This is a genomic window from Rathayibacter sp. KR2-224, from assembly GCF_049446075.1.
Taxonomy (GTDB): domain Bacteria; phylum Actinomycetota; class Actinomycetes; order Actinomycetales; family Microbacteriaceae; genus Humibacter.
Map to the genome: position 1 here is coordinate 946,934 of NZ_JBMSEB010000001.1, position 25,023 is coordinate 971,956.

The following is a 25,023-nucleotide window of genomic DNA, read 5'->3' on the forward strand; positions in this document are numbered from 1 at the left end:
GTCAGTTCTTCTTTCTGCTGTAGAAGGGCAAGGTGGTGACGCTGAACGGGATGCGCGACCCGCGCACGTCGACGTCGAGTCGGGTGCCGGTCGCTGCGTATTGCGGTTCGACGTAGGCGAGCGCGATCGGTTGTCCGAGCGTGGGTGACAGTACGCCGGAGGTGATCTCCCCGACCGGGCCGCCGTCAACGCCGGCGGATCCGTCGGTTGCTTCGCCTCCTGACGGCTCACCTGGATAGAGCGAGTAGCCGGCGCGAGCCGCACGCTTGCCCGAGCCGATCAGGCCAACGAGCACGCGGGCATCCTCGGGCGCACCCTTCTCGATGGCTGCGCGCCCCACGAAGTCGCCGGGCTTGTCGAGCGCGACGACACGTGCAAGTCCGGCCTGCGACGGCAGGATGCCTGGGGTCAGTTCGTGCCCGTAGAGCGCCATGCCCGCCTCAAGCCTTAGCGTGTCGCGCGCGGCGAGCCCTGCTGGGACGAGGCCCGCGCCTGCGCCCGTTTCGAGCAAGGCATCCCACAGCGCCGGCGCATTGTCGGGTGCGATGTACAGTTCGAAGCCGTCTTCGCCGGTGTAACCCGTGCGCGCGATGAGTACGGGCTGGTCCTGGAACGTTCCGGACAGGGACCTGTAGTACTTCAGCGTCGAGAGCGCCTCGGATACGTCAGGCTCCTCGCGGTCCTCTGGAACGTCGTCGCCCGCCTCGATGCCCAACGCCTCGACGTTCTGCAGTATCTCCAGCGACCTCGGCCCCTGGATAGCGATGAGGGCGATGTCGTCCGACTCGTCGTACACGTCTGCGTCGAAGGATGCCGCGCGCTTCTCGAGCTCGTCGGCCACCGTCTGCCGATTGGCCGCGTTCGCCACGACCAGGTAGCGGTCCGCACCGGTGCGGTACACGACGAGATCATCGAGGATGCCGCCGCGCTCGTTCAGGAGCAGGCTGTACTTCGCCTGGCCCTGCTGCAGGGCTGAGAGCCGGCCCGCGAGTGCGTAATCCAGCGCTTCGGCAGCCTGCGGCCCGAGCACGACGATCTCCGCCATGTGCGAGAGGTCGAAAAGTCCTGCGGCGGTGCGCACGGCATGATGCTCTGCGAGGTCGCTCGAATACCGCACCGGCATCTGCCAGCCGGCGAAGTCCGTGAAGCTCGCGCCGGCGGCGGAGTGCGCGTCGTTGAGCGGCGACAGCCTTGGGGCGACGGCCTCAGCCGAATCGTTGGCCATGAGTTCTCCGATCTCTTCGCGGGGAGAACCTGGGTCCACCCGTCGAACGCGTTACGCGCCAGGCGGCGCGATACGGGAACTCCCCCTCTGTCACTGAATGCCTGAGAGATTCGGTCCGGATAGGTACCGGACCTTTCACCGTGGGCGAGACCGCATGGGTATTCGCGGTCTGCTCTCCAGAGCGGCCAGTTCGACGCGGTAGGGGTACCTGAGAGATTGTCGGGGAGGATTGCTCCTTCGGTGTCCAGCGTGCGCCGCCGCAATGGCGCTCACGTGGACTCTCCCGCATCGACCGTATGGCCCGATCTTCGGTTGTGCGCTCAGCCTATCGTGCACGGTGGAGCTAGGAGTCACGGCGCGGCAAGCCCTCACCGGGACCCAGCGCCGAGTGGGCTGAGCTCACCCGGTTGTGAGTTAAGGTCATGCGCACCAGAAGGTGTATTATGACTTCAGGTCATTCAAACCTTTACTCTCATGACAGCCGAAGCGAACACTCCCCCCGACGCGGCAGCAGCGCGTGCGACGGCATCCGGCGCGCACGTCGAGCTCGCCGTGTCGACCGTGATCTTCGCGCTCCGCAGCGACGACAGGTTCGGCGCGCAGGGCGCATTCCCTGGGCTGTGGCTGCCACTCGTGCGACGCATTCGTGAGCCCTTCGAGGGCCGCTGGGCATTGCCCGGCGGACCGCTCCGCGTAACCGAAGGGCTCGCGGATGCCGCACGGCGCACCCTGGGAGACACCACGGGTCTCGCACCTCGCTATCTCGAACAGCTCTACGCCTTCGGCGATGCCGATCGCTCCCCAGGCGAGACCGCCGAACCGGATACGATCACTGCCCGCGTCGTCTCCATCGTGTACTGGGCATTGGTGGGATCCGGCGAGGCCGCACGCGCGACCGTCGGCCAGAACGTGAGATGGTTCCCGGCCGACGAGTTGCCGCCGCTCGCGTTCGACCACAACCTCATCGTCGAGTACGCGCTCTGGCGCCTGCGCAACAAGATGGAGTACTCCCGCATCGCGCACGCCCTCCTCGGTGAGACGTTCACGCTTGCCCAACTGCGCGAGGTTCACGAGGCGGTGCTCGGCAAGCGCCTTGATCCAGCCAACTTCCGGAGGGCGATGGAGGCATCCGACGCCCTCGTCGACACCGGCGAGCGCCTCACCGGCACACGCCACCGCCCACCGAAGCTCTATCGCTACGACGCGTCGGTAGACCTCGCAGACAACGGCCCGCTCCCGCCACCCTGAGCCGTGTCGAGCCCTCCGGCACGACCGGAATTCCGCACAACAGAAGTCGAACAACAGCAGTGGCACTACAGCAGAGAAGGCATCTCATGACACTGACCGCCTCCGTCGACACCACCATCCGGCTCATCGAGTCGGGTGAAGAGTCAGGCGAGACCTGCACGCCCGAGCTCGTCGAAGCTCCGTGGGCATTCGACCTGGGGATGCCCGGGTACGGTCCCGGCGCATCCATGGCCGACCCGATCCCGGAAGATTCTCCGACCCAGGGCGAGTTGCCGCAGCAATACCGCGATGCATCCGCGCAGGAGCTCGCCGATCGCATCCGAGTCGCGAAGCACACGCTCGGGGAGCGTGTCATGGTGCTCGGTCATTTCTATCAGCGTGACGAGGTCGTGCAGTTCGCGGACTTCGTCGGCGACTCCTTCCAACTGGCCAACGCGGCCAAGGCGCATCCTGAAGCAGAGGCGATCGTCTTCTGCGGCGTGCACTTCATGGCCGAGACCGCCGACATCTTGACCTCTGCGGAACAGAGCGTGATCCTGCCCAATCTGGCCGCCGGGTGCTCCATGGCCGACATGGCGGACATCGACTCGGTCGAGGACGCCTGGGAGCAGCTCATGCAGGTCTACGCGGGTGAGACGGGCGCGGACGGGACGGCATCCGTGGTCCCGGTCACGTACATGAACTCCTCTGCTGCACTCAAGGCGTTCTGCGGCAGGCACGGCGGCATCGTCTGCACGTCGTCGAATGCGGCCACCGTGCTTCGCTGGGCATACGAACGCGGCAAGCGCGTGCTGTTCTTCCCGGACCAGCACCTCGGACGGAACACGGCGAAGGCCATGGGGATCCCCGTGGAGCGCATGCCGATGTGGAACCCGCGCAAGGCTCTCGGGGGCAACGGCGCGCAGGAGCTGCTCGACGCCCAAGTGATCCTGTGGCAGGGCTTCTGCTCGGTGCACAAGAGGTTCACGGTGTCGCAGATCGAGCAGGCCAGGGCAGAGCACCCGGGAGTGCGAGTGATCGTGCATCCAGAATGCTCGATGGAGGTCGTGGACGCGGCAGACGAGTACGGGTCTACTGACTACATCGTGAAGGCGATCCAGGCTGCGCCCGCGGGCTCGACGTTCGCGATCGGCACCGAGATCAACCTCGTCCAGCGTCTGGCGGCGGAGTACCCGCAGCACACCATCTTCTGCCTCGACTCGGTGGTGTGCCCGTGCTCGACGATGTACCGCATCCACCCCGGTTACCTCGCCTGGGTTCTCGAGTCGCTCGTCGACGGAAAAGTCGTGAACCAGGTACGTGTCGACGACGCAACCGCCTCACACGCCCGCGTGGCGCTGGAGCGGATGCTCGCAGCGCGCCCAGACACCACGATGGCGGCGTGATATGCCCGGCCAGGCATATTCCCAGAGGGCGCTGAGGGTCGCGGCAGCGCCGCGGGTCGTCATCGTCGGAAGCGGTATAGCGGGTCTCACGGCAGCTCTGCGCGTTTCGTCCTTCGCCGACGTGACGCTGCTCACGAAGGGAGCGCTCGAGGAGAGCAACACCCTGTACGCACAGGGCGGCATCGCTGCGGCGCTTTTCGACGATGACAGCGTCGAGCTGCACGTTGCAGACACGCTCCGCGCCGGAGCCGGGCTCGGTGACGAGGATGCCGTGCGCATCCTCTGCTCGGAGGGTCCTGATCTCGTACGCGAGCTCGTGCACTTCGGTGTGCCGTTCGACCGCGACGGCCGAGCGCTCGCTCGTGGCCTCGAGGCGGCGCACTCGCGCTCGCGGGTGCTCCACGCCGGAGGGGACGCGACCGGACGAGCGATCGAGCTCACGCTCGCGCAGCGGGTGCGGGCATCCGGCGCACGGGTTCTCGAGCACACCATGCTCGTCGACCTCGTGGTGGACGACGGCCGCGTCGTCGGGGTTCGCACGATCGACGAGGGCGGGAGCTCAGGAATGCTGGCCGCCGAGGCGGTCGTGCTCGCCAGCGGCGGCGCAGGGCGGCTCTATTCGCACACCACGAATCCGGCCGTGGCGACGGGCGACGGGGTGGCGGCCGCGTGGCGCGCGGGCGCCGAGCTCGCCGATCTCGAGTTCTACCAATTCCATCCGACGGCGCTTGCCGTGCCAGGCGGCACGCTCGTTTCTGAGGCTGTTCGCGGTGAGGGCGCCGTTCTCCTGGACACCGCGGGCTACCGCTTCATGCCCGGCGTGCATCGTGACGCCGAGCTGGCGCCGCGCGACATCGTGGCACGCGCGATCGCACGGCAGATGCAGAACCAGGGCGCTCCCGTGCTGCTCGACGCCACGGGGCTCGGCCGTGCCTTTCTCGCGCGTCGGTTTCCGACCATCCAGGCGGCATGCCAGGCGGCCGGACTGGACTGGGCTCGCGAGCCGATCCCGGTGATGACTGCTGCCCACTACTGGATGGGCGGTGTGAAGACGGATGCCTGGGCTCGCACGAGCCTGCCCGGCCTGTTCGCAATCGGCGAGGTTGCCTGCACCGGGGTTCAGGGAGCCAACAGGCTGGCATCGAACTCGCTCCTCGAGGGGCTCGTGTTCGCCGCGCGAGCGGCGGACGCGCTGTCCGCGTCGGACCTTCCACGGTCTCCGCTCGAGGACGTGCTCGAACACGGTGCCGAGCGGTCCGAGCGGCAGGCGCAGCGCGTCGATGCCGGCACGGCGAACGCATCGGCACGGGATCGCAGCACCCCGGCGAAGCCTGCACCTGCGGCGATCTCCCGGGTTCGAACGGAGCTGCAGGAGACGATGTGGCGTCACGCCGGCCTGGACCGCGACGAAGCCGGCCTGCGCGAGGCCTCAGCTGTGCTCGACGGCTTTGGTCGACGCGTTTCCAAGGCAGGCGTATCCGCGCTCGACGCGCACGGTGGAACCCAGACGATCGCGGAGCATGAGGACCGGAACCTGCTTCTGCTTGCGACGCTTGTGGTGCATTCGGCCGCTGCCCGTCGCGAGTCGCGCGGGGCGCACTTCCGCAGCGACTTCCCCGTCCCGTCGCACGAGCCGGCACACAGCGTCGTCATCAATAGGTCCGGGGAGATCGCCATTCGCGCGACCCGGCAGCTGGCCCGGGAGGGCCTCGTTTCGGAGGTGGTGGCCGCGTGCTGACCCAGCAGATCATCGACCGCGTCGTTCTTGCAGCGCTCGACGAGGATGCGCCGTGGGGCGACATCACGAGCGAGCTGTTCATACCGGCGGACGCGACGGCATCCGCTCGCCTCGTGGCTCGTGAACCCGGCGTGTTCTCCGGCGGCCAGGTGCTGGTTCGCACGATGCACGCCGTGGATCCTCGGCTCTCCGTGAGCCTCGAGGTGGCCGAAGGCGGACGGTTCGAGACCGGGGACACGCTGGCGACGGTCGAGGGCGCCGCACGGGCGATCCTGCGCGGCGAGCGCGTCGCCCTGAATCTCGTGCAGCGCATGAGCGGCATCGCCACCCTGACGTCGCGCTACGTGGAATCGACCGCGGGCACGCGGGCCCGCATCGTTGACACCCGAAAGACGACACCCGGGCTGCGCGCACTCGAGCGCCACGCCGTGGTCTGCGGCGGCGGCCGCAACCACCGCAACTCCCTGTCCGATGCGGTCATGGCCAAGGACAATCACCTCGCGGTGCTCACCGCTGGCGGCCTCTCGGTGACCGAGGCCATCCGTTCCGTGCGGGAGCGACTCGGTCACACGACGCATCTTGAGGTGGAGGTGGACCGCATGGACCAGATCGAGCCCGTGTTGGCAGGAGGCGTCGACACCATCATGCTCGACAACTTCACGGTCGACGAGTTGCGGGCTGGAGTCGCCCTTGTTGGCGGCCGGGCCATCGTCGAGGCGAGCGGCAACGTCAACCTCGACACGGTGAAGGCGATCGCATCCACCGGGGTCGACATCGTCTCGGTCGGCGCGCTCACCCACAGCGTGCGCTCGCTCGACATCGGCCTCGACGTGGACATCGCTCCCCTCGACTGAGTGCCTGAAGGCCGCCATGACATCGCTTCCGACCCTCTACCTCGACGCTGCAGCCACGACACCGGTTCGCCGTGCCGCGCTCGAGGCCGCCTGGCCCTACCTCACGGGCGAGTTCGGCAACCCATCGAGCACGCACGATGCCGGTCTGCGGGCGGCAGCCGCCCTCAAGGATGCCCGCGCCGGCGTCGCCGCAGTGCTCGGCTGCCGCGCGGGAGAGGTCGTCTTCACCTCAGGCGGCACCGAGGGCGACAACCTGGCGATCAAGGGAATCGCCCTCGGCGAGCCACGAGGCAGGCACATCGTCACCGCGGCGACGGAGCACGAGGCCGTGCTGGAATCGGTGGACTACCTGCGGCGGATGCACGGTTTCGAGATCGACCTCGTGCCGTTGGACGAGCAGGGACTGGTGCGGCCGGAAGCGCTGGCATCCGTGCTGCACCCCGATACCACGCTCGTCTCGGTGGCGTACGCGAACAACGAGATCGGTACGGTGCAGCCCGTTCCGCAGCTCGCGGCCGCGGCGCACGCAGTGGGAGCCCGGTTCCACACGGACGCCGTGCAGGCGGCAGGCCGTCTGCCGCTCGACGTGCGGGCGCTTGGAGTTGACGCGCTTTCGTTCTCGGGTCACAAGGTGGGTGCGCCCAAGGGCTCGGGTGCGGTGTTCGTGCGCGGCGCCATCCAGCTGGAAGCCGTGCTTCACGGTGGCGGGCAGGAACGAGGACGCCGCTCCGGGACCGAGAACGTCGCATTCGCCGTCGCACTCGCCACAGCGCTGGATGCGGCCGAGCGTGAACGGCGGGCCGGAGCGGGCGACGAGGCCGAGGGAACCAAGACGACGCCCGACGCGAATACCGTGAGTTTCATTGAGGCGGTGCTCGCGCACGTACCGGGAACGAGACTCACCGGGCACCCGAAACAGCGCATCTCCGGACACGCTTCTTTCGTGATCGACGGCATTAACGGCGAGACTGTGCTGCTCGAGCTGGAGCGCCGCGGGATCGTGGCGTCAAGTGGCTCCGCGTGCGCTGCCGGCCGCGACGAGCCATCCCACGTGCTCACGGCGCTCGGGTTCCCTGGCGATGTCGCTACCACCGCCGTGCGCTTCAGCTGGACGCATGCCTCCGCGGCGGACCTCGAGCGGGTGGCCGATGCACTGGCCGAGGCAGTGCGGGCCGTGCACGGCGTAGCGTTCAAGCCATGACCAGGCCGGCACCCGCTCCCTGATCGCTGAAGCGGCCTGCGTGCTCGTGCAGGCTCGGCCAAGATGGGGTGCATGACGGCATCCGACATCATTCCCGCCGAGTTGGTGCACCTGCTCACGGAGCCGAACTTCGGGTTCCTCGGCACGATCCGGCCGGACGACACTGTGCAGGTGAATCCGATGTGGTTCGAGTTCGACGGCGAGCACATCCGCTTCACGCACACGACGAAGCGCCAGAAGTACCGCAACCTTCAGCACAACCAGTCGATGAGCCTTGCGGTCGTTCCCGAGGGCGACTTCTATCGGTATCTCGAGGTGCGCGGCCGCCTCGTCGACGTCGTCCCTGACCTCGAAGGCGAGTTCTACGTTCGGCTCGGCAGGCGATACGGCGACACCGAGGTGCAGCCGCCGGCCGACCGAGCGGACCGAGTCATCCTGGTTATGAGTGTGGAGCACGCCGTCCACAACTAGGTCGCCAACGCGCTTCTCAGACGGGGCGTGCGATGAACACGAACTCCCTGCCTGGCCGGTCTGGAGCGTCGCGTAGATCGACGACCTCATAGCCGGTCGCGAGCAGGGACTCCTCGATCTCGTCTCGTGGCCGGAAGCGCAGCGTCGATGTTGAGTGCAGGGTTTCTCCGTCGGGAAGGATGAGCGTGTCCGCGAAGGTGACGAGTGGAAGCGCCGCCTCCTTCGGTTCGGTCCACGTGCGCACCCGGCCGACGCCTTCGACCTCCGTGTCGATGTAGGTGCGGTCGCGGGTCCACTCCAGCCACGCTTCGCGCGCCGGGTCTCTGGTCTCGAAAACCAACCTGCCAGCGGGATGCAGCGCGCCACGGATGCCTTCGAGCGTCGCCCGCCACTCCTCATCGGTGAGGAACACCTGGGCGACATTGCCGGTCATGAAGGCGATGTCGACCGTGAGCTCCGGCAACGTGGTCGCATCGCCATGAATCCAGCGCACCTTGTCGGCGTGCGGTTTTCCTCGGGCGACATCGAGAGACGCCCCCGCCGGGTCGACGCCGACGACGTCGAATCCAGCCGACGCGAGCAGGCACGCGAAGGTGCCGGTCCCGCATCCCACGTCGAGCACCGTACGTGCCTCGAACTCGTGTGCCATGGCGACGTAAGCGTCGAGGTCGCTGCGGTCCGGATCGAGCGGGTCGTAAAGCCCGGCGAAGCGAGGGTCGTCGAACAGGGCGTCGGGCATGGGATCAGTCTGCCAGCGGCGCAAGTGCTGCTCGAGTCGCCGTCGCGTGCCTGGCGATCGCCTCCTGGTCCGGTGTCGGCATTCTGGCGCCGCCATTCTTCCGGGGTACGCGCCGGGTTCGGCCCGCTTCGAGCACTTAGGCTGTCAACCCCTGCGGGTGCCTACAGAGGCCGCAATATCGTCGGCAGCATGAGCGGAGAGCTGAACGGTAAGAAGGTCGCCTTCCTGGCGACCAACGGATACGAAGACGCCGAACTGACCTCTCCTTGGCAAGCCCTGCAGGGCGCAGGCGCCACTCTGACGATGGTCTCTCCGGAGGCCCGCTCCATCAAGGGCAAGAACGGGCACGAGCAGACGGTGGATGCCTCGCCGTCGCAGGTGCGGGCATCCGATTTCGACGCTCTCGTGATGCCGGGTGGAGTGGTGAACGCCGACCATCTACGCATGGACGAGGCGTCTGTGGGGTTCGCCAAGGGATTCTTCGAAGAGCACAAGCCGGTCGCCGCGATCTGCCACGCACCGTGGACGTTGATCGAGGCGGGCGTGGTCGACGGCCGACGCATGACGAGCTATCGGAGCCTGAAGACGGATCTGCTGAATGCGGGCGCTGACTGGGTGGATGAGGAGGTCGTCGTGGATCAGGGGCTGGTCACGAGCCGGACGCCCGACGACCTGCCCGCCTTCAACGCGAAGGCGATCGAGGAGTTCGGCGAGGGCGAGCACGAGGGCCAGACCACCTGAGGAGCGGACCTGGGAAAGGATGCCCCATGAACGACAAGAACGACCGAGCCGAATCGCTGGGTACATCGGGCGCGCCAACCGGGGACGCCGGACGCGAGCCGACCCAGAAGCCGGACGGGCTGGGCGAGGACGGGACCATCCCGCCCCACCCCGACGGAGTCGCCGCGGGACATAGCGGCGAGAAGTCGACGTTCGAACCCGAAGAGGACGACACCGTCGAGTAGGGCTAGAGCCGCTCAGACCGGCAGGATCTCGCCGCCCGTCTGGCATTCGGGGCAGTACTGGCCTGTAGTGCCGGCGAACGCGAACTCCCTGATCGTGCCGTCGCATTCCGGGCACGGTTCGCCGGTTCGTCCGTGCACCCGCATAGCCGCCGTCTTCGCCGCCTTCAGCTCCCCGAGAGGAACTCCACGGCGGGCCTCGACGGCCGAGCGGATGACACCCGTCGTCTGCTCGAAGAGCCGAACGAGCTGCGCATCGTCGAGGCCCGCAGCGTGGGCGACAGGGCTGAGCCGCGCCTCGAACAGGATCTCGTCGGAGTAGGCATTGCCGATACCTGCGATGGACTTCTGCTCCTCGAGGATGGCCTTGAGTTGCTTGCGCCGGCCGGCGAAGGCGCGGTCGAAGTCGGCGCGCGTATAGCTGGAGTGCGCGGGGTCGGGACCGAGCGACGCAACGCTTGAGACATCGAGCGGATCGTCCACCACCCAGGTGCCGAGCGAGACCCAGCCACCGGCATCCGTGAGTTCCAGCTGCGTGCCGTCGTCGAAGTCGAGCAGGGCGAGTGCCGGGGGCGCCTCCGATGCGAGTTCTTCTCCACCCCATCGCGCCCAGCCGTGCCGCCCCAGCGAGATCACGAGGTGCTGCCCGCCGAACGCGACCGCCACGAGCTTGCCGAACCTTCGCGCGCCCGTGATCCGCTCCCCCACCAGGGTGTCTGGCAAACGCGATCGTGTTTTGATCAGGCGGAACTCGAGCACGTCGACCGCGGCGAGCGCGCGGCCGGCCAGCCGCTCGCCCACCTGCTCTGCGAGCGCCTGCACCTCTGGTGACTCGGGCATGGTGCCAGCCTGGCACAGACATCCGACGGTGGAACCGGGTGTTCGCGCGGCTCCCGATTTGTGTGGGCATTGCGGACGATTCCCGTCCGGATTGCCTCGTACCTTCGTTCGGTATCAACGAACCAGGCCCGAAGGGGCCGTCCCACAAGGAGACTCAGTGCAACTGGCAGCCACCCGCATCATCACCGACGACGTCGACGCCCTCGTCGAGTTCTACGAGAAGGTCACCGGAGCACGAGCCGAGCGGCTGCATCCGCTGTTCGCAGAACTCCGGACCGCATCGGGCACGCTCGCGATCGCCAGCTCGGCCACGGTGCCACTGCTCGGCGAGAATGCCGCGGCAGCTCGCGCCAACCGATCCGTGATGCTGGACTTTCTCGTGGACGACGTCGACGCGCTCTACGCGTCCCTGCGCGGCGTCGTCGACGAGTTCGTGAACGAGCCGACGACCATGCCGTGGGGCAACAGGTCACTCCTGTTCCGCGATCCGGACGGCAATCTCATCAACTTCTTCACGCCGGTGGGCGCGGACGCTCGAGCACGGTTCGCGGGGTGAGGGGGCTCGATCGAGCGTGGCTGGACGTTCTGAGCCGTCAGCTGACGGCCGTGCGCCGCACGAGATTCGGGTTGTGAGGACGCGCGATCCATGACGCCGCCGCGATCAGGAGCGGAAGCGCGAGTGCCAAGCCGGCGATCAGCGGCCACGGCACGTCCTCGGCGCGCCACGAGCTCGAGAAGAGCGTTACCGCAACGGCCGGTGCCACGCCGATGAGAGCTCCGACGACGGATCCACCGCCCGAGATGATCGCACCTTGAAGGACGTTGATCCATCGTCGGACTCTCGTGGTGCCACCAACCGCAGCAAGGGTCGTATCGTCTAGGCGGCGCTCCACGCGCGACAGCCCCAAGCAGATGGCGCTCGCCCCGACGACCAGCACGCCGGCAACGCCGGCGATGAACGCGAGCCACGGGAGCACTGACGCCGGGCCGCGCTCCACGACCAGGTAAAGCTCGCCGTCACCGACGAAGACCTCCTCGGCCGCCGCCCTCATCGCGTCTTCTTGAGCCACACTGGGAGGCGTCGGAAAGTGCGCGACCACGGCGTCCGGCCGTGTCTCGATATGCATCCGCCTTGCCGTCTCGGGTGCCAGAAGCATGGTCGCGTTCCCGTATGCGTAGGACCTCACGAGCGCCGGGAGAATCGCGCTCGCGGAGGGACCGGCCAAGGATTTCGTGGTGTTTCCTGCACGGCTGCGGAGAACCGCCACCTTGCCATTGCGCGTCTCCGAGGCGTCGGCCACGATCGCCGACCCGCCCACATACTGCTGAAGCTCTGAAGAGTCGAGTCGCAGTCCAGCTGCGGTACCCAGGTCGTGCGCGTCGACGACGGCAATCTGTCCGTAGGCCGACCACCCTCCCACCGCCGACGAGCACTCGCTCGTGCAGGCGACCCCGGCGCTGAATATCGGTCGATCAGGCTCAAGCAGACGTCCGGTCTTGGCGTCGTAGGACGGGAAGACGGGGGCTTCGACCACGGCTACATGAGTGGCGCCAGCATCCCGGACAACATGTGATGCCGCTGCCACCAGTATTCCGTCCTCTGGCGCCGTAGCCGGTTGGAGGCCGGGGTTGAGCCGAACCACCGCGCTGCCGAGAGGACCAGCCCAGCCATACTCCCGTGCATTGGCAGCTCCCGCCGCGGAGGCGAGGGCGAGCGCGAGCGTCGCGATGCACACGCTGATGGCGATGCTCCCTGCGGCAGGCACCACACGCGACGGATTGGCGGCGGTGTCTCGGCTGGCCAGCCGAGCGGCGACGCCCGCACGGGAACACAGCCTTCCCAAACCGATGAGCAGCCAATGTCCGCTCATCATGGTGCCGGCCAGGAGAGCAATCGGCCCTGCCGACACCAGTACCGCGAACGTGAGTTGGTCGGTGAGGCTATGTACGTGCTGGCTCGTCGACGCGCTGCGCAGGTATGGCCCATATCCGAGGCTCGCTGCTGAGAGCAGGACCCCTACGACGAGCAGGAGCACACCCCAGCGTGGCATCGCCCGCGAGAGCTGAACGGGACGACGGGCTCCACGAAGCGCGCTCAGCGTGTCGCCACGCGTTGCTGACAGCGCCGGGAAGAACGCAGCTCCGATGCCTACGGCCACGGCAAACGCTGCAATACCCAGGATCAGACTCACGGGGATGTGCAGGCCGTAGTTGCCGCGCCAAAAGCTCCAGGGCTCCCCGTGATCGGTCGAGGCCAGCGCGAGCGCCGCGAGACCGATTCCTGACCCGATGCCGAGCACGGCACCGGCCACCCCGAGAATCGACCCCTGCAGCAAGACCACCCGGAACAGGTCTCCGCGTGCGGCACCGACGCTTGCCGCCATGGCAAGCGAGCGCTGCTGCCGCCGAGCGCTGACAGACATCGCAGCACCGGCGAGCAATGCAACGAGTGTCGCGAGAAACAGACCTCCTGCACCCAGCAGGATGAACGTGGTCTGGTAGGACGTGATCTGAGTGGTCGGTGCGCCGAACGGTGGCTCGAGCACGAGATCGCGAGCGAGCACGCCGTAGCCCGACCGAACGAGCCGGGTGAACTGCACGTAGTCCGGCTGCCAACCCGTGACGTACCAGGTGGGTGCCGACCCCGTGTGGTCGACCGGTAGCGCGCCGGCGGGCACGAACAGCTGATCCTGCGTCGGGTCTTGTGAAGCGGCGAGCGTGCCTGTGATCGTGAAGGACGCGCCGCCGTGAGCGAGATGGACTGGGTCGCCGGTCTTGACCCCAAGGCGCTCAAGCAGGTGTGGCGACACCATCGCCTCGTTCGCTGAGGACGGACCGCGCCCCGTTCGCTTGTATACGCCGGTCAGTGCTGGGTCCCATGCCGGTCCTTCGATGACCGGCACCTGACCGACTCCCGTCGCCGTCGTCACCTCGGCCACCGATGGAAGCAGCGTCACAACGTGTGCCGATGAAGGCACGGCGGCCGGAAGCGCGGTGGGACGATGCCCGCGCGCCGGCCCCGCAGACGCGGCACCAAGGCCGTCGATGTACTGCACGCGTGTTGGATCGGGCGCACTCAGGGGCGTGATGAGCGCTTCTGTGTTGCCCAAGAGCATTCTCGCTTCCTGCTGCGGCGTGGGCTGGTGGCTGGCGAAGAAGACGAGGCCACCCGATGTCGAAGCAATCGGCAGGGCGATCAGGCATGCCACGAGCGCGGAGGTGCCACGCGAACGCAGCACCTGCCTGGTTGCGATGCGAAAAGCAGCACGAAGTCGGGGAATGGCGAGCATCAGTGCCTGGCCGCCAGGAAAGCCGTCTCGGGATCATCGCGTGTGGTCTGATCGACGATGCGACCGTCGCGCAGGAACAGGATGCGGTCGGCCCAGGCTGCGTGGCGGGGCTCGTGGGTCACGAGGATCGCTGCGGTGCCGGCATCCACTCGCGAGCGGATCAAGCGCATGACCGCCTCGCCGGTCGCCGAATCCAATGCACCCGTCGGCTCGTCCGCCAGGATGAGTCGACGTCCGCCGACGACGGCGCGCGCGATCGCCACGCGCTGCTGCTGTCCGCCGGAGAGGTCGTCTGGGTAGGCGTCTGCCCTGTCTTGCAGCCCCACGCCTGCCAGCGCATCCTTCGCCGCTCGACGGGCCGCGCGCCGGCCGATCCCGTCCAGTTCCAGTGGCAGGGTGACGTTCTCGGCCGCGGTGAGCGTCGGGATGAGGTTGAAATCTTGGAAGACGAAGCCGAGCGAGCGTCGACGCAGACCGGCGAGCGCACTTGCGCCGAGGGATGAGAGGTGCGTCCCTTCGACGATCACCTCACCGGCCGTGGGCGTCTGCAGGCCGCCGGCTATCGACAACAGAGTGGATTTGCCCGAGCCCGAAGCGCCCATGATCGCAACGAGTTCGCCTCGCGAGACCTCCAGGTCGACCCCGCTCAGAGCACCCACGGCGAGCTCACCGTGCCCGTACTGCTGACTGACGCCGACGAGTCGCAGCACGATGTCGGCCGACGGAGCGGCCGGGGACGCATCGGCTGCACCAGCGTTTCGGATCAAACGGTCGTTCCAATCCTCCAGGCGGATCACGTCGGGGTCGCGATGCGGCTCGCGTCGCTCGCGCTCGTGCCGCCGGCTCACGCCTGCGCCACCCGCTCGACCGTCGCCTTGACCGGACGGCCGCGGCGCGGACGATCAGTCGAAAGACCCATCTCCCGATCGGATCGAGGGTGAGAGCGGAGCCGTTCTTCGACGTGGTCGAGCCAGCGCACCTCGGCCTCGGTCGCGAAGATCATGGAGTCGACCACGAGTGACCAGGCAAGCTCCTCGGCCGACTCGGACGAACCGGCGTACTTGGCGCGATTCAGCTCCTGCATCTGGCGGAGGGACGCCGCCCGCTGCGTCTGGATCACGCTGCCCACGTCCACTCCCGGAAGCGTGGCCGCCACCGCGAGCTTGATCGCGAGTTCGTCGCGTGTGCCCATGCTGCGCTCGACCGGCGATGACAGCCAGGTCGCGACCTCCGCGCGCCCGGCATCCGTGATCTGCCAGAACACACGTCCGGCCGAATCGACCTCGCCACGTTCCACGAGACCGTCGCGCTCGAGTCGCTCGAGCGTGTTCGAGATCTGTCCGACGTTCAACGGCCAGGTTGAACCGGTGCGCCGGTCGAACTCGGTACGCAACTGATAGCCGTAGCAGGGTCCCTGCTCGAGGATGGCCAACAGGCTCTGTCGGACGGACATGACAGCTCCGATCGCAATACGTTTCCCGGTATCTATCTTTCGGGAAAAGATATACCAGGAAAAGTGTCACGTGCCTCGATCGAACTCGCGTGTCGGGTCCGCTCGCCGAGACGTGACCGCACCGAGCGGGCCGAAGGCCGCGGCGTGACCGCTGGCGCTGTGCTCAGTTGTTGAAGCGGAACTCCACGACGTCGCCGTCCTGCATTACATAGTCCTTGCCCTCGAGGCGCGCCTTGCCGTGCGCACGGGCCTCGTGCACCGACCCGAGCTCCACGAGGTCCTCGAACGAGATGACCTCGGCCTTGATGAAGCCCTTCTCGAAGTCGGTGTGGATGACGCCTGCCGCCTGGGGTGCCTTCCAGCCCTTGCGGATGGTCCATGCGCGCGACTCCTTGGGGCCGGCGGTGAGGAAAGTCTGCAGGCCGAGCGTGTCGAACCCGATGCGCGCCAGCTGGTCGAGTCCGCTCTCGTCCTGGCCGGTCGAGGCCAGCAGCTCGGCGGCATCCTCTTCGTCCAGGTCGATCAGCTCAGATTCGAGCTTCGCGTCGAGGAACACGGCCTGGGCGGGCGCAACCAGAGCGGCGAGATCTGCCTTGCGCGCGGCATCCGTCAGCACCGCCTCGTCGACGTTGAAGACGAAGATGAACGGCTTGGACGTGAGCAGCCCGAGTTCTTTGATGGGCGCGAGATCGAGTTCGGATGCCGACAGCAGCACGCCCTTCTCGAGCGCGTCCTTGGCGGCGAGCGCCGCCTCGAGCACGGCGCCGTCGAGCTTGCGACCGCGCACCTCCTTCTCGTAGCGCGTGATCGCCTTCTCGAGCGTCTGGAGGTCGGCGAGCATGAGCTCGGCGCCGATCGTCTCCATGTCGTTGGCGGGGTTCACCTCGCCCTCGACGTGCACCACGTCGGAGTCGGCGAATCCGCGCACGACCTGCGCGATGGCATCCGCCTCTCGGATGTTCGCCAGGAACTGGTTGCCCAGCCCCTCCCCGGTGGACGCGCCGCGAACGATGCCCGCGATGTCGACGAAGCTGACCGTGGCTGGAACCACTCGCTCCGAGTGGAACAGGTCGGCCAGCACCTTCAGCCGGGGGTCTGGCAGGTTCACCACGCCGATGTTCGGCTCGATCGTTGCGAACGGGTAGTTCGCCGCGAGCACCTGATTCTTGGTCAGGGCGTTGAAGAGGGTGGACTTGCCGACGTTGGGCAGGCCGACGATGCCGATAGTGAGAGCCACGGGCATCCATCGTATCCGGCGGGGGCGAGCCGCCCCGGCGTGCGGAAAATCGGAGTTCTATGGCGAAACACCGCGTGCGGCACCGGACACACCGAGCTCGGCGGCAGATCTCCGATTTTCGGCGGTGCGTAACCCGGGGTCGGTGTGTAACCCGGGGTCGGGTTAGGAACCCGGGGTTGTGATGGTCACGGGCGCACGTAGCGGAAGGCGAGGGTGACGTAGGGCAGCTCGACCGTCTCCCGTCCGGCGACCTGCGGATGCCCGTCGAGCAGCTCGCGGACGGCACCGAGCGTTTCCGTCTGGTCCTCGGGCGACATGACGGCGAAATAGCTGCGCGACCGCACCAGGTCCAGCAACCCTTCGCGGGTCTGCGGCTGGACCCACTCGAACAGGGCGCGCTCGGGCTCGCCGAACGGTGCGTGCACGCGTGGGTTCTCGTCCATTCCTTCGGTGTACTGGTCGCCGTCGGCATGCATCGCGATACCCAGTTCGCGGACCCAGTCGACCCGTTCGTCGCGGAAGTTCCAGATCAGGCCAAGCGTTCCTCCAGGCTTCAGCACCCGTCCGGCCTCGGCCGACGCAGTGATCGGATCCACCCAGTGCCACGCCTGCGCGAAGGTGACGGCATCGACCGATTCGTCGGGCAGCGGCATCCGCTCCCCCGTTCCCACCAGTGTTTCGACGCCTGGCACGGTGGAGCGGAGCACCTGCAGCATTTCCGGCGACGGGTCGACGGCGACGACCTCGCGTCCCTCGGATGCCAGCACTCGCGTGAGCTTGCCAGTCCCGGCTCCCACGTCGACCAAGTGTCCCTGATCGGGGCGCACCAGCCAGGCGACGGCATCCGAGGGATACCCGGGGCGGGATGCCTCGTACACGTCGGCCACGCCTCCGAACGACCTGGCATGTTCGAGCTTCGTATCGCGTGACTCCATGAGCTCACCCTACGGCTGGGCTGCCGGCGGAACTCGGCCCGCGGGGCGTCCTCTACCGAGTCACCCGACGGGCCAAGCCGTCGGATCAGTCGACGACGGCCGCGTCGGGCTCGTCTCTATCGGCGATCTCCGCCGCCTCGTCGGCGAGCGAGTCGTCTTGCAGTCCGGCGAACTCCGCATCGATGTCGGTCGCCGCCTGCTCGAACTGCGAGTTGTACAGCCGGTAGTAGGCGCCCCGAGCCTCGATCAGCTCCTCGTGCGTGCCCTGCTCGACGATGTCGCCGTGCTCCATGACGAGGATGAGATCCGCGTCGCGGATGGTCGACAACCGGTGGGCGATGACGAACGAGGTGCGGCCCTGGCGTAGCGCGGCCATCGCGTGCTGCAGCAACAGCTCCGTACGGGTGTCGACCGAACTCGTCGCCTCGTCGAGGATGAGCACAGACGGCTTGGCGACGAACGCCCTGGCGATCGTGATGAGCTGCTTCTCGCCGGCGGAGATGTTGGAGGCATCCTCATCGAGCAGCGTGTCGTATCCGTCAGGCAGAGAGTGCACGAAGCGATCCACGTACGTCGCCTTGGCGGCCTCGAGGATCTCAGCATCGGTGGCATCCGCTCTGCCGTAGCGGATGTTGTCGCGGATGGTCCCGGCGAACAGCCACGGGTCCTGAAGCACCATGCCGGTCTTCGACCGAACGTCGCGCCGAGTGAGCTCGGCGATGTTCTGTCCGTTCAACAGGATGCGACCGCCGTCCAGCTCGTAGAACCGCATGATCAGGTTGACCAGGGTGGTCTTGCCGGCTCCGGTGGGGCCGACGATGGCGACGGTCTCGCCCGGCTCCACGCGGAACGTGAGGTCGGTGATCAGCGGGCGCTCGGGCGAGTACGAGAACGACACGTGCTCGAACTCGATCGTTCCATCGCCGTCGACAGGGTTGGGCGCGTCGACCGAATCGGGCTCCTGCTCGGACTGGTCCAGGAGTTGGAAGACCCTCTCGGCAGACGCCGTTCCCGACTGTACGACCGCCGCCATGCCGCCCAGCTGCGACAGCGGCTGGGTGAACTGCTGGGAGTACTGGATGAACGCCTGCACGTCGCCCAGCCGCAGTTGCCCACTTGCGACCATGAGGGCGCCGAGCACGGCGATGCCGACGTAGGTCAGATTTCCGATGAACATCATGCCGGGCATCATCGTGTTGGAGAGGAACTGAGCCTTGAAAGAAGACTCATACAGCTCCTCGTTCTCGGCTTTGAATGCCTCGCGGGAGCTCTGTGCTCGTCCGAAGACCTTGACGAGGGCGTGACCGGAGAACGACTCCTCGACTCGCGCGTTCAGCCGCCCCACCTTGCGCCACTGAATACCGAACGCCTTCTGCGACCGCGGACCGATCACGCCGAAGATCACCGCCATCAGCGGGAGGGCGACGAGCGCCACCAGTGTGAGCTGCCAGGAGATGGAGAGCATCATCACCAGCACGCCGACCACCGTCAGCACGCTGGTCACCGCGCTGGAGAGCGACTGCTGCATCATCTGCGTGATGTTGTCGATGTCGTTCGTCACGCGCGAGATGAGCTCGCCGCGCTGCACACGGTCGAAGTAACTCAGCGGCAGCCTGTTGATCTTCGCCTCGACCTGCTCGCGAAGGCGCCACATGGTGCGAACCATGATCACGTTGATCACGTAGCCCTGAAGCCAGCCGAGCACCGAGGATCCCACATAGAGAGCGAGCACGAGCAGCAGAATCTGCCCGAGACGCGTGAAGTCCACGCCCTGGCCGGGAACGAGATCCTGCATCGCCGACACGATGTTCGCCAGGTCGTGCTGCCCCGAGTGGTTGAGCTGCTCGACCACCTGCTGCTTGGTCACTCCGTGCGGCAGCTGCTTGGAGATCACGCCCTCGAACAGGATGTTCGTGGCCTCGCCGAGGATCTTGGGCGCGAGCACCGTGAGCACCACGCCGATGGCGCCGAGGACAGACACGAACACGAAGGCCACGGCGTTGGGCCTGAGCAGTCCGATCAACCTGCGGAACGACGCCCCGAAGTTCGCGGGCTTACCTGGCGCCACTCCCCCTGACCAGTCGTCGGCGGACAGCCGGGCCTGTTCCGCAAGCTCGAGTTCGGCCTTCTCCTCCGCGGTGAGCTCGACGGTCTTCGGCTCTCCGGTCTTGGCGTTGTTCTTGCGGGGGCTCATCGGCCTGCCTCCACTCCGAGCTGGGACTCCACGATCTCGCGGTACGTCGTGTTCGATTCGAGGAGTTCCTCGTGCGTGCCGAGCCCCACCATGCCGCCGTCGTCGAGCACGACGATGCGGTCGGCATCCGTGATCGTCGAGACGCGCTGCGCGACGACGATCTTCGTGACCTTGGGAAGCTCGCGCCACAGTGCCTGCCTGAGCCGCGCATCCGTCGTCAGGTCGAGCGCAGAGAAGGAGTCATCGAAGACGAGCAGTTGCGGCCGGTGCACGATGGCCCGCGCGATCGCGAGACGTTGGCGCTGCCCGCCAGACACGTTCGTGCCGCCCTGCGAGATGCGCGCGTCGAGCCCGCCCTCCATCTGGGCGACGAAGTCGCTCGCTTGCGCGATGGCGAGAGCGTGCCAGAGCTCCGCGTCGCTCGCCTCCTCGCGACCGAATCGCAGGTTGGATGCCACGGTGCCGCTGAACAGGAAGGGCCGCTGAGGTACGAGCCCGATGGTTCTCCAGAGTGCGTCGAGCTCTGCGTCGCGCACGTCGACGCCGCCCACGCGCGCTTCGCCGCCCGTCACGTCGAACAGACGAGGGATGAGCGAGACGAGGGTCGTCTTGCCTGCACCGGTCGAACCGACGATCGCAACCGTCTCGCCCTGTTCCGCCCTGAACGTGATGCCGGAGAGCACGGGCTGCTCCGCGCCCGGGTATGTGAAAGAGGCATCCACGAACTCCACTGTGCCCGGCGACGGGAACTCTGAGACCGGGTGAGCGGCGCGCTTCAACGACGTGTCGGAGGCCAGCACTTCGCCGATGCGCTCGGCCGAGACGGCAGCTCTCGGGATCATCATCGTCATGAAGCTCGCCATCATGACGCCGGACAGGATGATCATGACGTACTGCATGAACGCGAACAGTGTGCCGATCTGCACCTCCCCCGAGTCGACTTTGATGCCGCCGAACCAGATCACGCCGATCACCGTGACATTGAGGATGAGCATCACGATCGGGAACAGCAGCACGAACAGCGAACCGACACGGCGACCGACGTCGAGGATGCCCGTGTTCGCGTCGCGGAACCGCTCCTCCTCGATCGGCTCGCGCACGAATGCGCGGATGACACGGATGCCCGTGAGCTGCTCGCGCATGATGCGGTTCACGCCGTCGAGGCGCTGCTGGTAGCTGCGGAACAGGGGAACCATGCGGCTGATCACGAGGCCGGCGACGATGAGCAGCACGGGTACAGCGACCGCGATGAGCCAGGACAGGCTCACGCTCTGCCGCACCGCGAGCACGATTCCTCCGATGGCGAGGAGCGGAGCGGAGACGAGGAAGGTCGCGGACATCATCGCGAGCATCTGGACCTGCTGCACGTCGTTGGTGTTGCGCGTGATGAGCGAACCGGCACCGAACGTCGTGACCTCGCGTTCGGAGAACCCGGACACCTTTTCGAAGACGTCGTCGCGCACGTCGCGGCCGAGCCGCATGGCGGCGCGGGCGGCGAAGAACGTCGCGATGACCGACGCCACGATCTGGCCGAGGGAGATGGCGAGCATGAGGCCGCCGTTGCGCCAGATGTAGCCCGTGTCGCCCTTGGCGACCCCGTTGTCGACGATGTCGGCGTTGAGGCTGGGCAGATACAGGCTGGCGAGGGCCGACGCGAACTGGAAAACGACGACGCCGAGAAGCAGCCAGCCGTATGGCTTGAGATAGCGGACGAGGAGCTTGAGCAGCACGGGATACTCCGTTGGATGCGAGGTGCTTGTGAAGATGAAGACGGAACGTGAGATGCGCACGAGGCGGACCATGGGCATCCTGCCCGGCACCACCGACACTGGGACGGCGCGCATCTCGAACGGTCGCTGATCACGATATATCGCGTTGTCGGAGGAAGCAATACCGAGGCGCGCCGATGCCGTTTCCGGCCGCATCACGCGTGCATGCCAGCATGACAGCGTGCCAGTCGACTTCACCGCCATCGACTTCGAGACAGCCAATTCGAGCAGCGCCTCGGCGTGTTCTGTCGGCCTGGTGAAAGTACGCAACGGGCGTGTGGTCGATACGGCGAGCTGGCTCATCAAGCCGCCGCCTGGGCATGACGCGTTCCTGGAGTGGAACATCCGCATCCACGGCATCCAGGCACGTGACGTCGCGTACGCACGAGGCTGGGCCGACCAGCTCGCCGACCTCGTCGACTTCGCGGGTGACGACGTATTCGTCGCGCACAACGCCGGGTTCGACATGGGCGTGATCCGCGGGGCCTGCGCCGCCACGGGCATCCCCTGCCCGCGCTACGACTATCTGTGCAGCCTGCAGGTGGCCAGAAAGACGTACTCACTCGACTCGTACCGACTGCCGGTTGCCGCGATGGCTGCCGGCTTCGAGGGATTCCATCACCACGAGGCGCTCGCGGATGCCGAGGCGTGCGCCGCCATCGTCGTGCACGCTGCCAAGCGCCACGGCGCAGGCTCGCTCCACGAATTGGCCGCGAACGTGCCGGTACGAATGGGCCGAATAGGAGAGGTCGCGGCCGCGGCCTGACGGACCCGGTTGCAGACCGTTCCATCGGCACTCCCACCGTGACGGGACGGATGCGCCGTTGCCGGGCGGGGCGCGACCGGGATGTCGGTGCCTGCTGAGACCATCGAAGCATGGACGTCGTGCTGCTCATCATCGGTCTCGCGGTCGGCGGCGTCGCCGGCCTGCTCGGGGGTACTGTTCTCGCGCGCAGGCGCTCGGCGGATGCCGTCTCGGGCCCGGTGCTCGACCCTGCCGTGATCGCGGCGCAGCACCAGGCCGACCTGGAGCGCGTGCGTGCAGAGGATGCTGTCGCCCTGTGGGAGGCGCAGGCCGAGTTGGCCGCCGCCCGAGCCACCATTCAGAACCTGCACGATCAGGCCGTGAAATCCGAGACGCAGTTCAGGGAGCAGATCCAGAGCCTGCACGAGCAGCAGCGCTCGGCGCTGGAGCAGCAGCGAGTGGATCAGGCGGAACGACTCGAGCGCGAGAGGCGCGAGCAGCAGGTGCTGCAGGCCCTTGCTCCCGTGAAGCAGACCCTCGATTCCATGCAGCGCAAGGTGGCCGAGCTGGAGCAGCAGCGCAGCCAGCAGTACGGGTCGCTGTCCGAACAGCTCAAGCAGGCGCAGCTCTCCGACGAGGCCCTGAGGGCGACGACCGAGTCACTGGCGAGCGCACTGCGCTCCAACAACGTGCGCGGCGTGTGGGGCGAGACGCAGCTTCGACGCGTCGTCGAGGCCGCGGGCCTCACGCAGCATGTCGACTTCGAGACGCAGAAGAGCATCACCTCCGACGCCGGTGCAGGCCGTCCCGACATGGTCATCCAGCTGCCTGGCGGCAAGTCGATCGCCGTCGATGCGAAGGTGCCCTTCGACGCGTATCTGGAGGCGAGCCAGATCCCAGTCACGGCTGTAGGCGAGGAGGGCAACCGTCGCAAGATCCTGCTCGACAAGCACGTGAAGGCCATGCGCGGGCACATCGACGCACTCGCCAAGAAGACGTACTGGGAAGGTCTCGACGCGAGCCCGGAGTTCGTCGTCGCCTTCGTTCCCAGCGAGTCGCTGCTCTCGGCAGCGCTCGAGGCGGACCCGACGATCCTCGACTATTCGTTCGGCAAGCGCGTGGCTCTGGCCTCGCCAGTGAATCTGTGGGCGGTGCTCAAGACCGTCGCATACACCTGGCAGCAGCAGGCGGTGAGCGATGAGGCCAAGCACCTCTTCGACCTGGGCAACACCCTCTACCAGCGGCTGAGCGCGCTGGCCGGTCACGCTGAGAGCCTCCGAAGGGCGATCGAGCGCACGGTCGACAGCTACAACAAGTTCGCCGCGTCCCTCGAGTCGCGGGTGCTCGTGACCGCGCGCCAGTTCCCCGGCATCGACGAGACGAAGATCATCGATGAGGCGCAACCGATCCACACGAGCCCGCGCAAACTGACCGCGCTCGAACTCGAGCCGACGCTCATCGACGCGAGGCAAGAACTGAGCGCCTGACCCGGCTGACCCTCGGGCGCACGGCTCGCCCGCGGTACACCGCTCGCCGGCGCTTCTCGAGGGTCGGGCCGATTCAAAGGCCGGGCCGATTCAATGGTCGGGCCTGTGCCGGTTCACAACCGGCTTTAGCGACTCACCACCACTTCGAGACGAGGTGCTCGGCCGTGATGCGGCGTACCGTGCCCGACCTTGACCGCAGCACGATGCTGCTGGTGTGGATGATGGGCCCGTCGCGGCGCACGCCGTCGACCAGGCTGCCGTCCGTGACGCCGGTTGCCACGAAAATCGTGTTGTCGCCGCGAACGAGATCGTCAAGTTCGTAGACCCGCTCCGGGTCAAGTCCGGATGCCACAGCGCGGTCGCGTTCGGCTTCGTCCCGCGGCGCCGGCTTCGCCTGCATGAATCCGCCGAGCGCCTTCACCGCGCACGCCGTCGTGATGCCTTCGGGACTGCCGCCGATCCCGACGCACGCGTCGATTCGGGAGTCGTGGCGCACTGCGTTGATACCCCCGGCGACATCGCCGTCCAGCATGAGGCGCGTGCCGGCGCCGGCATCCCTGATCTCCTCGATCAGCCGACTGTGGCGCGGGCGGTCGAGCACGGCCACGCGCAGTTCCCCGACGTCCTTGCCCATCGCCTTGGCGAGCGCGCGTAGGTTCTCGCCGATGGGACGACGGATGTCCACCACCCCGGCTCCCTCCGGACCCGTGACGATCTTGTCCATGTAGAAGAGGCTGGATGCGTCGAGCATGGTCCCGCGATCGCTTACGGCGATCACGGAGAGGGCGTTCTGACGTCCCGCGGCTGTGAGGGACGTGCCGTCGATCGGGTCGACGGCGATGTCGCATGCCGGGCCTCGACCGGTGCCGACGTGCTCTCCGTTGAAGAGCATCGGCGCGCGATCCTTCTCCCCTTCGCCGATCACCACGACGCCGTCGAAGTCGACCGTCGACAGGAACGCCCGCATAGCGTCGACCGCCGCGCCGTCTGCGTCGTTCTTACGACCCTTGCCGATCCATGGTGTGGCCCGGATGGCAGCGGCCTCTGTGGCGCGCACCAGTTCGAGCGCCAGGTTGCGGTCGGGGTGGAGCGCTCCGTCGTCCTGGGCGCCTGCCGAATGCGGCACCCTCTGTGTTATCGGTGCCTGGGCATCCTCGCGCGAATGCCCTGGCTCAGCGGATCGTTCCATCAGGTCGTCGGTCACAGGGCGCCCCTCGCTCTCCTCTTCACCGCGGTCCGCGGTGAATTCC

22 protein-coding genes and 2 riboswitches are annotated in these 25,023 nt (G+C 67.2%); of the genes, 11 read left to right on the forward strand and 11 right to left on the reverse strand.

Annotation, left to right across the window (positions count from 1 at the left end):
• Position 1 precedes the first annotated feature (1 nt).
• Positions 2-1,225, reverse strand: a complete 1,224-nt coding sequence (gene gcvT / locus ACO2Q7_RS04440) for a glycine cleavage system aminomethyltransferase GcvT (protein WP_423354415.1) — start codon at positions 1,223-1,225, stop codon at positions 2-4.
• Between the two features lie 80 nt (positions 1,226-1,305).
• Positions 1,306-1,410, reverse strand: a riboswitch (glycine riboswitch).
• 1 nt (position 1,411) lies between these two features.
• A riboswitch (glycine riboswitch) is annotated at positions 1,412-1,521 on the reverse strand.
• 178 nt (positions 1,522-1,699) lie between these two features.
• On the opposite strand from gcvT, the gene ACO2Q7_RS04445 reads away from it, so the two are divergent.
• The 6 genes from ACO2Q7_RS04445 to ACO2Q7_RS04470 all read left to right on the forward strand — a co-directional run bounded on the left by ACO2Q7_RS04445 (position 1,700) and on the right by ACO2Q7_RS04470 (position 8,122).
• Positions 1,700-2,473, forward strand: coding sequence for an NUDIX hydrolase (locus ACO2Q7_RS04445; RefSeq protein ID WP_423354416.1), 774 nt, complete (start codon positions 1,700-1,702; stop codon positions 2,471-2,473).
• An 86-nt stretch (positions 2,474-2,559) separates the two neighbouring features.
• Positions 2,560-3,858, forward strand: coding sequence for a quinolinate synthase NadA (gene nadA, locus ACO2Q7_RS04450; RefSeq protein WP_423354417.1), 1,299 nt, complete (start codon positions 2,560-2,562; stop codon positions 3,856-3,858).
• Position 3,859: 1 nt separating this feature from the next.
• Positions 3,860-5,596 carry an L-aspartate oxidase gene (gene nadB / locus ACO2Q7_RS04455; protein ID WP_423354418.1) on the forward strand — a complete coding sequence of 579 codons (1,737 nt, stop codon included), beginning with the start codon at positions 3,860-3,862 and terminating at the stop codon, positions 5,594-5,596.
• Positions 5,590-6,450, forward strand: coding sequence for a carboxylating nicotinate-nucleotide diphosphorylase (gene nadC / locus ACO2Q7_RS04460; RefSeq protein ID WP_423354419.1), 861 nt, complete (start codon positions 5,590-5,592; stop codon positions 6,448-6,450). The genes nadB and nadC overlap by 7 nt, the downstream gene beginning before the upstream one ends.
• 16 nt (positions 6,451-6,466) lie before the next feature.
• Positions 6,467-7,651 (forward strand): cysteine desulfurase family protein, encoded by a 1,185-nt coding sequence (locus ACO2Q7_RS04465; protein WP_423354420.1) that lies wholly within the window; start codon positions 6,467-6,469, stop codon positions 7,649-7,651.
• A 72-nt stretch (positions 7,652-7,723) separates the two neighbouring features.
• Complete coding sequence (locus ACO2Q7_RS04470) at positions 7,724-8,122, forward strand: PPOX class F420-dependent oxidoreductase (RefSeq protein ID WP_423354421.1); 399 nt, start codon at positions 7,724-7,726, stop codon at positions 8,120-8,122.
• Between the two features lie 16 nt (positions 8,123-8,138).
• Here the strand turns inward: ACO2Q7_RS04470 and ACO2Q7_RS04475 are convergent, their stop codons facing one another.
• Positions 8,139-8,861, reverse strand: coding sequence for a class I SAM-dependent methyltransferase (locus tag ACO2Q7_RS04475; RefSeq protein ID WP_423354422.1), 723 nt, complete (start codon positions 8,859-8,861; stop codon positions 8,139-8,141).
• 189 nt (positions 8,862-9,050) lie between these two features.
• On the opposite strand from ACO2Q7_RS04475, the gene ACO2Q7_RS04480 reads away from it, so the two are divergent.
• Complete coding sequence (locus ACO2Q7_RS04480; RefSeq protein ID WP_423354423.1) at positions 9,051-9,602, forward strand: type 1 glutamine amidotransferase domain-containing protein; 552 nt, start codon at positions 9,051-9,053, stop codon at positions 9,600-9,602.
• A 26-nt stretch (positions 9,603-9,628) separates the two neighbouring features.
• Complete coding sequence (locus ACO2Q7_RS04485) at positions 9,629-9,826, forward strand: hypothetical protein (protein ID WP_423354424.1); 198 nt, start codon at positions 9,629-9,631, stop codon at positions 9,824-9,826.
• A 12-nt stretch (positions 9,827-9,838) separates the two neighbouring features.
• On the opposite strand, the gene ACO2Q7_RS04490 is transcribed toward ACO2Q7_RS04485, so the two are convergent.
• The gene (locus ACO2Q7_RS04490; protein ID WP_423354425.1) at positions 9,839-10,663 is read right to left on the reverse strand and encodes a DNA-formamidopyrimidine glycosylase family protein; all 825 of its coding nucleotides are present in this window, start codon (positions 10,661-10,663) and stop codon (positions 9,839-9,841) included.
• Positions 10,664-10,820: 157 nt separating this feature from the next.
• Here ACO2Q7_RS04490 and ACO2Q7_RS04495 point away from each other — a divergent pair, with 157 nt between their 5' ends.
• The gene (locus ACO2Q7_RS04495) at positions 10,821-11,219 is read left to right on the forward strand and encodes a VOC family protein (protein WP_423354426.1); all 399 of its coding nucleotides are present in this window, start codon (positions 10,821-10,823) and stop codon (positions 11,217-11,219) included.
• 37 nt (positions 11,220-11,256) lie between these two features.
• Here the strand turns inward: ACO2Q7_RS04495 and ACO2Q7_RS04500 are convergent, their stop codons facing one another.
• The 7 genes from ACO2Q7_RS04500 to ACO2Q7_RS04530 form a co-directional block, all read right to left on the reverse strand.
• A complete protein-coding gene (locus ACO2Q7_RS04500; protein WP_423354427.1) occupies positions 11,257-13,953 on the reverse strand; it encodes an ABC transporter permease in 2,697 nt (898 codons plus the stop codon).
• Complete coding sequence (locus ACO2Q7_RS04505) at positions 13,953-14,666, reverse strand: ABC transporter ATP-binding protein (protein ID WP_423355959.1); 714 nt, start codon at positions 14,664-14,666, stop codon at positions 13,953-13,955. Before ACO2Q7_RS04505 ends, ACO2Q7_RS04500 begins: the two co-directional genes overlap by 1 nt.
• A 131-nt stretch (positions 14,667-14,797) precedes the next feature.
• Positions 14,798-15,406 (reverse strand): PadR family transcriptional regulator, encoded by a 609-nt coding sequence (locus tag ACO2Q7_RS04510; protein WP_423354428.1) that lies wholly within the window; start codon positions 15,404-15,406, stop codon positions 14,798-14,800.
• Between the two features lie 163 nt (positions 15,407-15,569).
• Positions 15,570-16,643 carry a redox-regulated ATPase YchF gene (gene ychF, locus ACO2Q7_RS04515; RefSeq protein ID WP_423354429.1) on the reverse strand — a complete coding sequence of 358 codons (1,074 nt, stop codon included), beginning with the start codon at positions 16,641-16,643 and terminating at the stop codon, positions 15,570-15,572.
• Between the two features lie 185 nt (positions 16,644-16,828).
• Entirely contained in the window at positions 16,829-17,578 is a 750-nt protein-coding gene (locus ACO2Q7_RS04520; RefSeq protein ID WP_423354430.1) for a class I SAM-dependent methyltransferase, read from the reverse strand.
• Between the two features lie 85 nt (positions 17,579-17,663).
• Positions 17,664-19,772, reverse strand: a complete 2,109-nt coding sequence (locus ACO2Q7_RS04525; protein ID WP_423354431.1) for an ABC transporter ATP-binding protein — start codon at positions 19,770-19,772, stop codon at positions 17,664-17,666.
• Entirely contained in the window at positions 19,769-21,502 is a 1,734-nt protein-coding gene (locus tag ACO2Q7_RS04530; protein ID WP_423355960.1) for an ABC transporter ATP-binding protein, read from the reverse strand. The genes ACO2Q7_RS04525 and ACO2Q7_RS04530 overlap by 4 nt, the downstream gene beginning before the upstream one ends.
• Positions 21,503-21,722: 220 nt before the next feature.
• Between ACO2Q7_RS04530 and ACO2Q7_RS04535 the strand changes: the two genes are divergently transcribed.
• Complete coding sequence (locus ACO2Q7_RS04535; RefSeq protein WP_423354432.1) at positions 21,723-22,307, forward strand: exonuclease domain-containing protein; 585 nt, start codon at positions 21,723-21,725, stop codon at positions 22,305-22,307.
• A 110-nt stretch (positions 22,308-22,417) separates the two neighbouring features.
• On the forward strand, positions 22,418-23,773 hold the full coding sequence (locus tag ACO2Q7_RS04540; RefSeq protein ID WP_423354433.1) for a DNA recombination protein RmuC: 1,356 nt from the start codon (positions 22,418-22,420) through the stop codon (positions 23,771-23,773).
• A gap of 133 nt (positions 23,774-23,906) precedes the next feature.
• Here ACO2Q7_RS04540 and glpX read toward each other — a convergent pair whose 3' ends face one another.
• Positions 23,907-24,977 (reverse strand): class II fructose-bisphosphatase, encoded by a 1,071-nt coding sequence (gene glpX / locus ACO2Q7_RS04545; protein ID WP_423354434.1) that lies wholly within the window; start codon positions 24,975-24,977, stop codon positions 23,907-23,909.
• Positions 24,978-25,023 lie beyond the last annotated feature (46 nt).

Excerpts from the sequence above, each read along its gene's own strand:
- gcvT (WP_423354415.1), bottom strand. The coding sequence starts at position 1,225 with ATGGCCAACGATTCGGCTGAGGCCGTCGCCCCAAGGCTGTCGCCGCTC.
- ACO2Q7_RS04445 (WP_423354416.1), top strand. The coding sequence starts at position 1,700 with ATGACAGCCGAAGCGAACACTCCCCCCGACGCGGCAGCAGCGCGTGCG.
- nadA (WP_423354417.1), top strand. The coding sequence starts at position 2,560 with ATGACACTGACCGCCTCCGTCGACACCACCATCCGGCTCATCGAGTCG.
- nadB (WP_423354418.1), top strand. The coding sequence starts at position 3,860 with ATGCCCGGCCAGGCATATTCCCAGAGGGCGCTGAGGGTCGCGGCAGCG.
- ACO2Q7_RS04465 (WP_423354420.1), top strand. The coding sequence starts at position 6,467 with ATGACATCGCTTCCGACCCTCTACCTCGACGCTGCAGCCACGACACCG.
- ACO2Q7_RS04470 (WP_423354421.1), top strand. The coding sequence starts at position 7,724 with ATGACGGCATCCGACATCATTCCCGCCGAGTTGGTGCACCTGCTCACG.
- ACO2Q7_RS04475 (WP_423354422.1), bottom strand. The coding sequence starts at position 8,861 with ATGCCCGACGCCCTGTTCGACGACCCTCGCTTCGCCGGGCTTTACGAC.
- ACO2Q7_RS04480 (WP_423354423.1), top strand. The coding sequence starts at position 9,051 with ATGAGCGGAGAGCTGAACGGTAAGAAGGTCGCCTTCCTGGCGACCAAC.
- ACO2Q7_RS04485 (WP_423354424.1), top strand. The coding sequence starts at position 9,629 with ATGAACGACAAGAACGACCGAGCCGAATCGCTGGGTACATCGGGCGCG.
- ACO2Q7_RS04490 (WP_423354425.1), bottom strand. The coding sequence starts at position 10,663 with ATGCCCGAGTCACCAGAGGTGCAGGCGCTCGCAGAGCAGGTGGGCGAG.
- ACO2Q7_RS04500 (WP_423354427.1), bottom strand. The coding sequence starts at position 13,953 with ATGCTCGCCATTCCCCGACTTCGTGCTGCTTTTCGCATCGCAACCAGG.
- ACO2Q7_RS04510 (WP_423354428.1), bottom strand. The coding sequence starts at position 15,406 with ATGTCCGTCCGACAGAGCCTGTTGGCCATCCTCGAGCAGGGACCCTGC.
- ACO2Q7_RS04520 (WP_423354430.1), bottom strand. The coding sequence starts at position 17,578 with ATGGAGTCACGCGATACGAAGCTCGAACATGCCAGGTCGTTCGGAGGC.
- ACO2Q7_RS04525 (WP_423354431.1), bottom strand. The coding sequence starts at position 19,772 with ATGAGCCCCCGCAAGAACAACGCCAAGACCGGAGAGCCGAAGACCGTC.
- ACO2Q7_RS04540 (WP_423354433.1), top strand. The coding sequence starts at position 22,418 with ATGGACGTCGTGCTGCTCATCATCGGTCTCGCGGTCGGCGGCGTCGCC.